Source organism: Streptomyces katrae, assembly GCF_000966975.1.
Lineage (GTDB): Bacteria > Actinomycetota > Actinomycetes > Streptomycetales > Streptomycetaceae > Streptomyces > Streptomyces katrae.
In genome coordinates this window covers 1-6,385 of record NZ_JZWV01000041.1, presented here as the reverse complement: position 1 = coordinate 6,385, position 6,385 = coordinate 1, and the positions used below count along the sequence as shown (strand labels likewise).

The 6,385-nt window shown below is 71.6% G+C and carries 7 protein-coding genes; 3 read left to right on the top strand and 4 right to left on the bottom strand.

What is annotated here, in order from left to right; all coding sequences use genetic code 11:
* The 3 genes from VR44_RS02640 to VR44_RS02630 all read left to right on the top strand — a co-directional run.
* Positions 1 to 219 (top strand): amidohydrolase family protein (locus tag VR44_RS02640; RefSeq protein WP_045945706.1); only part of this gene is annotated, 219 nt, incomplete at its 5' end.
* Between the two features lie 25 nt (positions 220 to 244).
* Positions 245 to 1,555, top strand: coding sequence for a protocatechuate 4,5-dioxygenase subunit alpha (ligA, locus tag VR44_RS42160; protein WP_094191394.1), 1,311 nt, complete (start codon positions 245 to 247; stop codon positions 1,553 to 1,555).
* 1 nt (position 1,556) lies between these two features.
* A complete protein-coding gene (locus VR44_RS02630) occupies positions 1,557 to 2,528 on the top strand; it encodes a Gfo/Idh/MocA family oxidoreductase (RefSeq protein WP_045945705.1) in 972 nt (323 codons plus the stop codon).
* A 76-nt stretch (positions 2,529 to 2,604) separates the two neighbouring features.
* Here VR44_RS02630 and VR44_RS02625 read toward each other — a convergent pair whose 3' ends face one another.
* From VR44_RS02625 to VR44_RS02610, 4 genes are all read right to left on the bottom strand, one after another.
* Positions 2,605 to 3,066, bottom strand: coding sequence for a MaoC family dehydratase (locus VR44_RS02625; RefSeq protein ID WP_045945704.1), 462 nt, complete (start codon positions 3,064 to 3,066; stop codon positions 2,605 to 2,607).
* A 68-nt stretch (positions 3,067 to 3,134) separates the two neighbouring features.
* Positions 3,135 to 4,691: an acyl-CoA synthetase gene (locus tag VR44_RS02620; RefSeq protein ID WP_045945703.1), complete on the bottom strand. Its 1,557-nt coding sequence runs from the start codon at positions 4,689 to 4,691 to the stop codon at positions 3,135 to 3,137.
* 19 nt (positions 4,692 to 4,710) lie between these two features.
* On the bottom strand, positions 4,711 to 5,610 hold the full coding sequence (locus VR44_RS02615) for an amidohydrolase family protein (protein ID WP_045945702.1): 900 nt from the start codon (positions 5,608 to 5,610) through the stop codon (positions 4,711 to 4,713).
* A gap of 1 nt (position 5,611) precedes the next feature.
* On the bottom strand, positions 5,612 to 6,385 hold a 774-nt coding region (locus tag VR44_RS02610; RefSeq protein WP_045945701.1), incomplete at its 5' end, for an SDR family NAD(P)-dependent oxidoreductase.

The following is a 6,385-nucleotide window of genomic DNA, read 5'->3' as shown; positions in this document are numbered from 1 at the left end:
GCCTACCGGGACGTCGTCCCGTTCGCCCGCCGGGTCGTCGAGGAGTTCCCCGACCGGGTGCTGTGGGGCACGGACTGGCCGCACCCGAACCTCGCCACCCACATGCCCGACGACGGTCTGCTCGTCGACTTCGTCCCGGGCATCGCGCCGACACCGGAGCTGCGGCAACGGCTCCTCGTCGACAACCCGATGCGCCTGTACTGGCCGGAAGCCGGCTGACCCGTCTCACGATCGGAGTCCGACCTTGTCGCTGGACAAGACCTACAAACTGGTGCCGGGGACCACCGTCTTCGACGCCGAGCAGTCCGCCAGGGGCTACCACCTCAACCAGTTCTGCATGTCGCTGATGACGGCGGAGAACCGCGAACGGTACCTCGCCGACGAACGTGCCTACCTGGACGCGTGGCCGCTGCGCGAGGAGCAGAAGCAGGCGCTGCTGGACCGTGACCTCAACGCCGCCATGGCCGAGGGCGGAAACATCTACTTCCTCGCCAAGTGGGGCGCGACGCTGGGGTTCTCCTTCCAGCAGATGGCCGGTTCGATGACCGGCATAACCGAGGAGGAGTACCGCGCGATGATGGCCGGCGGCGGCCGCTCCGTCGAGGGCAACCGCATCGACCACGCCGTCCTGGAGGCGGCGCACGCCGATCCGGCTCCCCCGGCCGAACACGCCGTGATCACCGGCGCGGTCTTCACCTCGCACGTGCCGGCGATCGGCGCGGCGATGGACCACGCCAAGACCGAGGAGCCCTATTGGAGGCCGGTCTTCGAGGGCTACGAGTTCTCCAGGGCCTGGGAGGAGGAGAACCTCCCGGACGTGGTCTTCCTGGTCTACAACGACCACGCGTCCGCGTTCGACCTGTCCCTGATCCCGACGTTCGTGCTCGGCACCGGCGCGGCCTTCGCCACCGCCGACGAGGGGTACGGCCCCCGCCCGGTCCCCGGCATCGAGAGCGACCCCGAGCTGGCCGCGCACATCGCGCACTCGCTGATCAGGGACGACTTCGACCTCACGCTCGCCAACGAGATGACCGTCGACCACGGCCTGACCGTCCCGCTGTCACTGATGTTCGGGGACGTCGGGAAGTGGCCGTGCAAGGTGATCCCCTTCCACGTCAACGTGGTGCAGTACCCGGTGCCTTCGGGCGCCCGCTGCTTCGCGCTCGGCCGGGCGCTGCGGAAGGCGATCGAGTCGTACGACCGGCCGCTGAAGGTCCAGGTGTGGGGCACCGGCGGCATGAGCCACCAGTTGCAGGGGCCGCGCGCCGGACTCATCAACCGCGCGTGGGACAACGCCTTCCTCGACCGGCTCGTCGAGGACCCGGTCGGCCTGTCGCGGGTACCGCACCTGGAATACGTCGAGGAGGCGGGCTCGGAGGGCATCGAACTGGTGATGTGGCTGATCGCCCGCGGGGCGATGAGCGACCTCGACGGGTCGGGGGACGTCGAGGTCAAGCACCGCTTCTACCACGTGCCGGCGTCGAACACCGCCGTCGGCCATCTGATACTCGAGAACCACACCCGGGCCCAGGAGCCCGCCGAAGGAGTGAAGTGACATGAGCGACGACCGGACCCTCCGGGTGGCCCTGGCCGGCGGCGGCGCCTTCGGCGCCAAGCACGCGGCCGCGCTGAAGCGGATCGAGGGCGTCGAGGTGGCCGCCGTCGTGAGCAGCTCCCTCGACAGCGCGCGGAAGTTCGCCGCCGAGCAGGGGGTCGGCCGCGCCGTGGCCTCCCTCGACGAGGTGCTGGCGATGGAGGACGTCGACGCCGTCGTCCTCGCCACCCCCACCCCCCTGCACGCCGAGCAGACGCTGGCCTGCCTCGACGCCGGCAAGCACGTCCAGGTCGAGATCCCCCTCGCTGCCTCCCTCGCCGACGCCGAGGCCTGTCTGGAGGCGCAGCGGCGCACCGGCCTGGTCGCCATGGTGGGCCACACCCGGCGCTTCAACCCGAGCCACCAGTGGGTGCGCCGGCGGATCCAGACCGGGCAGTTCGACATCCAGCAGATGGACGTGCAGACGTACTTCTTCCGCCGCACGAACCTCAACGCGCTGGGCGCCCCGCGCTCCTGGACCGACCACCTCCTGTGGCACCACGCGGCCCACACCGTCGATCTCTTCGCCTACCAGACCGGCTCCCCGATCGTGCAGGCCAACGCCGTCCAGGGCCCGGTCCACCCCGAACTCGGCATCGCGATGGACATGTCGGTCCAGCTGCGGGCGGCGAACGGCGCCATCTGCACCCTGTCGCTGTCGTTCAACAACGACGGTCCGCTGGGCACGTTCTTCCGCTACATCGGCGACACCGGCACCTACATCGCCCGCTACGACGACCTCGTCACCGGCAAGGACGAGCCGATCGACGTCAGCGGGGTCGACGTCTCGATGGACGGCATCGAGCTGCAGGACCGCGAGTTCGTCGCCGCCATCCGCGAGGGGCGCGAGCCGAACTCCTCCGTCGCCCAGGTCATGTCCTGCTACCGGACGCTGGCGGCCCTGGAGGCGCAGCTGGACGCCGCCGCGGGCTGAGCGGGGGCCGGGGCGGGCCGGAACGACAAGAGCTCACCGGGAGGTCCCGGTGAGCTCTTGTCGTGGTGCGGTGCGCTCAGGCGTAGTGGCGGTAGACGGCTTCGGCGACGCACGCCGGCTTGTCGCCGCCCTCGACCTCGACGGTGAAGGTGATCGGCATCTGCACGCCGTTGCCCTTGACCTCCTCCACGGTGCCGACGACGCCGTGGAGCCGGATCTTCGCGCCGACCCGGACGGGACTGGGGAAACGGACCTTGTCCAGGCCGTAGTTGACGCTCATCCTGGTCCCGGTGATGCCGAGCAGCTCGCCGAAGAGCGGGATGATCAGGGAGAGGGTCAGGTAGCCGTGGGCGATGGGCCCGCCGAAGGGTCCGTCCGCGGCCTTCCGCGGGTCGGTGTGGATCCACTGGTGGTCGTCGGTGGCGTCGGCGAAGGTGTTCACCCGGTCCTGGGTGATCTCCAGCCACTCGGTGCGGCCCAGGTCGGCTCCGCTGAGGGAGGTGAGTGCGTCGAGGCCGTCGGCGATGGCGTTGGGCATGAGGCATCCTTTCGATGGGGCGGGCGGCGCCGGGCGCGCCCTGGGGGAACGTCGTGCTCGAACCCCGGTCATGGCTGGGGGTGTTCGGCCGGGTCGCCGGCGAAGGTGTCGCGGACGGCGGATTTGACGATCTTTCCGGAGGCCGTACGGGGCAGGCCGCCCGTGAGGACGACCGACTTCGGGATCTTGTACTTGGCGAGCCGCCCCCGGAGGTGGCCGAGGATGTCCTCCTCGCCGGCGCGGGCCTCGGGCTTGAGGACGACGACGGCGCGGCCGACCTCGCCCCAGACCGGGTCGGGGATGCCGATGACCGCGCATTCGGCGACGGCGGGGTGGTCGAGGAGCGCGTCCTCGACCTCCGCCGGGTAGACGTTCTCGCCGCCGGAGACGTACATGTCCTTCACCCGGTCGACGATGTAGGCGTAGCCGTCGGCGTCGGTCCGGGCGATGTCGCCGGTGCGCAGCCAGTCCCCGTCGGTGAAGGCGGCGGCGGCGGTGTCGTGGGGCCGGTTCCAGTAGCCGGTCATCGTGTGGGGGCCCTGGACGAGGACCTCGCCGCGTTCGCCGGGCGCGGTGTCGCTGCCGTCGGGCCGGACGATGCGGGTGTCGGTGAAGAAGTGCGGGACTCCGGCGGAGCCCGCCTTGGCCGCCGTCTGCTCCCGGTCGAGGAAGAGCACGCCGGGGGACGCCTCGGTCATGCCGTAGCCCTGGCTGAAGGCGAGGCCGCGGTCGGTGTAGGCGGCGATGGTGCGGGCCGGGACCGGTGCGCCGCCGCAGTTGAGGGTGCGCAGGCTGGAGAGGTCGGTGGCCGCCCAGCGCGGCCGGGCGGCCATGGCGTCGTACATCGTGGGGACGCCGAACAGGTACGTGACGCGCCGGCGTTCGACGGTGTCGAGGACGAGGTCGGCGTCGAAGGCGGCGAGCAGGACCACCTGGCCGCCCTTGAGGAGGGTGGGCAGGCAGGTCATGTTGAGGGCGCCGGTGTGGAACAGCGGGGCCACGACCAGGGTGACCTCGTCCGCGCCGAGGTCGGTGTCGACGAGGACGTTGACGCTGTTCCAGATGATGTTGCCGTGGGAGAGGACGGCTCCCTTGGGGCGGCCCGTGGTCCCGGAGGTGTACATGATCATGCACGGGTCCTCGGGGCGTACGGCCACGTCCATCGGCTCGTCCGCGGCGCCGGCGGGCAGCTCCTCGTACGCGAGGGCGTCGTCACCGGGTCCGGCGGGACCTTCGAGGGAGATCCGGTGGCGCACCCCGGCCCCGTCGGCGGCGGCGCGTGCGGCCTCGGCCTGCTCCGGGGCGTGGACGAGGACGACGCTGCCCGAGTCGGAGAGGTTGTACGCCAGCTCCGGGGCGGCCAGGCGGGTGTTGAGGGGGACGAAGACCGCGCCGAGCGCTCCGGCGGCGAACAGCGTCTCCAGGAAGGCCGGGTGGTTGGGTCCCAGGTAGGCGATCCGGTCGCCGCTCGTCACGCCCAGGGCCCGCAGGCCGTGGGCGAGCCGCAGGACGCGGCGGTGGAGTTCCCGGTAGGTCAGGGTGCGGTCGCCGTGGACGACGGCGGTCCGGTCGGGTGTCTTGCGGGCCCGGCGCGCCGGCCAGGAGCCGATGCCTTGGTTCAGCACGAGCGTTTCCCTCAGTCCTTCAGTCGGTGGACAGGCCGAGCAGCCGGGCGGCGTTCTCCTTGAGGATCTTCGGCCGGACCTCGGGCTTGATGTCGAGTGCGGCGAAGTCGGCGAGCCAGCGGTCGGGGGTGATGACCGGGTAGTCGGAGCCGAAGAGGACCTTGTCCTTGAGCAGGGTGTTGGCGTAGCGCACGAGCTGGGGCGGGAAGTACTTCGGCGACCAGCCGGACAGGTCGATGTAGACGTGCGGCTTGTGGGTGGCGACCGCGAGGGCCTCGTCCTGCCAGGGGAAGGACGGGTGTGCGAGGACGATCCTCAGCTCGGGGAAGTCGACGGCGACGTCGTCGACCGCCATGGGGTTGGAGTACTTCAGCCGGATGCCGCCGCCGCCCGGGACGCCCGCGCCGATCCCGGTCTGGCCGGTGTGGAAGAGGGCGGGTACGCCGAGTTCCTCGATGGCCTCGTACAGCGGGTAGGCGAGGCGGTCGTCCGGGGAGAAGGCCTGGATGCTGGGGTGGAACTTGAACCCGCGCACCCCGTGCTCCTCCACCAGGCGCCGGGCCTCGCGGACCCCCGCGCGGCCCTTGTGCGGGTCGATGCTTGCGAACGGGATCAGGGCGTCGGCGTGGGCGGCGCAGCTCTCGGCGATCTCCTCGTTGGAGATCCGCGGGTGGCCGGTGGCGTGCTCGGCGTCGACGGTGAAGACGACGGCCGCCATGCGGCGTTCGCGGTAGTGCGCGGCCATCTCGTCGATGGTGGGCTGCCGGTGGCCGTGGGCCTTGAAGTAGGCCTCGGAGGCTCCGAACAGCTCGGGGCTGAGGGCCCCGTGGCCGTCCTTGGAGACCTCGGCGTGGGTGTGCACGTCGATGGCGGTCAGCGCGTCGAGGTCGAGCGCGGGCCCGTGCGGGCGGCCGGCCACCTCACGCCTCCGGGGCCTGGGGCGCGGGGATGCCGTAGGTCTCGGGCGCGGCGCCGACGCCGTCCGGCCACGCGGCGGCGATGGCGTCGCCGCTCCAGCCCCCGTCGGCGAAGGCGACCGCCTTCTCCTTCGGGTGGGCCCACAGGGCGAGGCGGTCACCACCGATGCCGATGGCCTGCCCGGTCACTCCGTCGGAGGCGTCCGAGGCCAGGAAGGTGATCAGGCCGGCGACGTCCTCCACGGTGCCGAGGCCCTCGTCCTTGCGCAGCCAGTCCGGCAGCGGCTCGCCGGTGCGCTCGGACTCCTCGATGACCGGGGCGAACGCCGGGATGGTCCTGGTCATCTCGGTGGCGGCGACGGGCACGACGGCATTGACGGTGATGCCGGCGCGGCCCAGTTCCATGGCCCAGGTGCGGGCCATGGCGACGATGCCGGCCTTGGCGGCGGCGTAGTTGCCCTGGCCGAAGTTGCCGCGCTGGCCGGCGGGCGAGGAGATCAGGACGAGGCGGCCGCCGGTGCCCTGCTCGCGCATGCGGACGGCGGCGGCGCGGGCGCAGGTGAACGTGCCGCGCAGGTGCACCCGTACGACGTCGTCGAAGTCCTCGTCGGTCATCTTCCACAGCACGCGGTCGCGCAGGATGCCGGCGTTGGTGACGAGCACGTCCAGGCGGCCGAACTCCTCGACCGCCGCGTCCACGAGCCGCTGGGCCGCTTCGCCATCGCCCACGGCCGCGGCGACGCCGGTCGCGGTGCCTCCGCGGGAGGTGATCGAGGC